This window comes from Myceligenerans pegani (assembly GCF_014892515.1).
Taxonomy (GTDB): domain Bacteria; phylum Actinomycetota; class Actinomycetes; order Actinomycetales; family Cellulomonadaceae; genus Myceligenerans; species Myceligenerans pegani.
Map to the genome: position 1 here is coordinate 1 of NZ_JADBGR010000100.1, position 2,445 is coordinate 2,445.

The 2,445-nt window shown below is 67.6% G+C and carries 1 protein-coding gene; it reads right to left on the minus strand.

Annotation, left to right across the window (positions count from 1 at the left end; translation table 11 throughout):
- Positions 1-2,360 (minus strand): Ig-like domain-containing protein (locus IIE03_RS16850; protein ID WP_318843037.1); only part of this gene is annotated, 2,360 nt, incomplete at its 3' end.
- Between the last annotated feature and the right edge of the window lie 85 nt (positions 2,361-2,445).

Consider the following 2,445-nt stretch of genomic DNA (forward strand, 5'->3'; position numbering starts at 1 on the left):
CCGTCCTCCGACAGCGTGGCCTCCCCGGCGTCCACACCGAGGCTCACCTCGAGGTCCGCGGCGACGCCGTCCGGATCGACGTCGTTGACCAGGACGTCCACGGTGACAGACTCCTTGCCCACCACGTCCGGGACGGACAGGACGTCGTCGTTCGCCACCGGAGGAACGAGCGGCGCATCCCGGGAGACCCTCACCGTGATCACACCCTGTGCCCGCGCCTTGTAGATGTCCTGGATACCGTAGTAGAAGGGATGCTGCCCGGCTTCGGACGGTGCGGTCACGACCACCTGGTCGTCGGCCACGGCGGGCTCGAGGTCGCCGGTGCTGCCGAACAGGGACTCCACCAGGCCGATCTCGTCGCCGTCCGGGTCGGTGTCGTTCGCCATCGCGTCGATCGCCACCATCCGTTCCGGCCGCACGAGAGTCTCGTCATCCTGCGCGACGGGCTTCTGATTGGTCTCCGGCAACGGGGCGATGCCTACCCGGACGGTGCCGATTCCCACGGCGCCCCGGGTGTCCGTGGCGGTGTAGGTGAACGTGTCGGTCCCTACGGCGTCGGGCGACGCCTCGAAGTCGATGAAGCCGTCGGTGATCCGCGCACGGCCCATCGTCGGAGCTCCCGAGATGTCCGACAGCATCACGTAGTCACCATCCGGGTCGATCCCGTCCAACGGCACGTCGATCCGCACGGTGCCGCCCGACAGCACGCGGGCGGTCACGTCCGGGAGCTGTGGTGCCGCGTTCTTCTCGTCGTCGCGCACGTTGATCGTGATCTGCGCCGAGTCACGCTGTCCGTTCGGGTCGCTCACCTCGTAGACGGCGTGGGCCACCCCTGCCTCGTCGCCCGCCTTGAAACGAACGACCTCCTCGGAGACGAACGCCTCGCCCAGGTCCGCACCCGGCTCCTCGACCAACTCGCCCGCGAGCTCGATCGGCAGGCCGTCGGGATGGGAGTCGTTCTTCAGGACGGGGATCGTCACTGTGTCGCCCACGTGCACGTCGACCTCGTCGGCACCGGCCTCCGGCGGACGCAGGCGATCCGATGTCGGGATCGGCACGACATGCACCTCGCCGTCCGCTGCCGCCTCCCCGTTCGAGGCCGTGTAGCCGATCGTCACCGGGGACTCGAGACGGCGGTTCTCGGTGATCTTCAGGACCTGGTGGTCCAGCACCGCGACGGTGAGCCCGGAATCCTCGGGAACGTCGATCTCCTGCACCACGAGCACACCACCGGCTGGGTCGTTGTCGTTCCCCAGCACGTCCACCAGGCCCTCGCCACCCTTGGGAAGCAACACCTGATCGGACACCACGACCGGCTTGCCCGCATCGCTCGGCGGCTCGAGAACATCCACTCGGACCAGCCCGGTCACCGTCGGGTTGGGGCCGTCGCTCACGTAGTACGGGATGTCGTAGGAGTCCGGCTTCTCGCTGACGAACCGGAAGGTGCCCGCCGTGTGATTCGGCGTGATCTCCACCGACTCGGCACTGCCCACCTCGACCAGCCGGAGCCTGTCCTCGTCAGGGTCGGAGTCGTTCTCCAGCGGGCGCACCGTGACCGGTTCACCCGCCAGCGTCGTGACGTGGTCCTGCACCGGGATCGGCGGCTGGTTGTCCGCTTCGACCTGGACGTTGACGATTCCCTTCACGACGGCTTCGCCGTCCGACACGGTGATGTCGACGATCTTGCGTCCGGTCGCACCACCGCCGTCGAGGAACTCGAGCGCCCCGTCAGGCCGGGACCGCACCTCGTCGTTCGGGTCGTTCGTCGTGGCCGTCGACAGGAAGAGGTCGTCGCCATCGGGATCCCGGAAGTACGGCAGGACGTTGATCTCCGCCGTGCCGCCCTGGCCGACCTTGAGTACGGGTCCGGAGACGTCGTCCGCCAGGAGAGCAGGGGCCTTGTTCTCTTCCGGCGGGCGGACCGTGAGGGTGACCTCCGCCTCGGCGGTCCCGTTCTCACGGCCGTCGTCGGCCTGGTACCTGAACGTGATCGTGCCGGTCGCGTCCGCGGGCACGTCCGCCTGCAGGGCACGGCCGTCGAGCACCCGATCGACCGTGACCCCGGAGTCCTCACCCGGACCGTCCGACACCGACACCGTCATGACGTCACCGTCCGGATCGATGTCGTTGCCCAGCACGTCAAGCACCGTCGTACGACCGGCACGCACACCCAGATCGTCGGGCTTCGTCTTCGGCGGCCTGTTCGGCTTGTCGCGGTCCGCGACCGTCTGGTCCACCTGCTCGAAGATCGTCTGCTCCGAGTCCGTCTCCTCGCCCTCGTCGTCCTCGTTGTCCTTCAGGTCCCAGTCATCGACCTTCCGGTACTTCTCAGTAGGCAGCCACAGATTGCCACCGATCACATCATTCAAAATGATCCGGCCACGATTCGTGCGGTACTGCAAGACCGCACCCGACGCGAGGCCCTCAAGAGTCTGCCGGTCATCG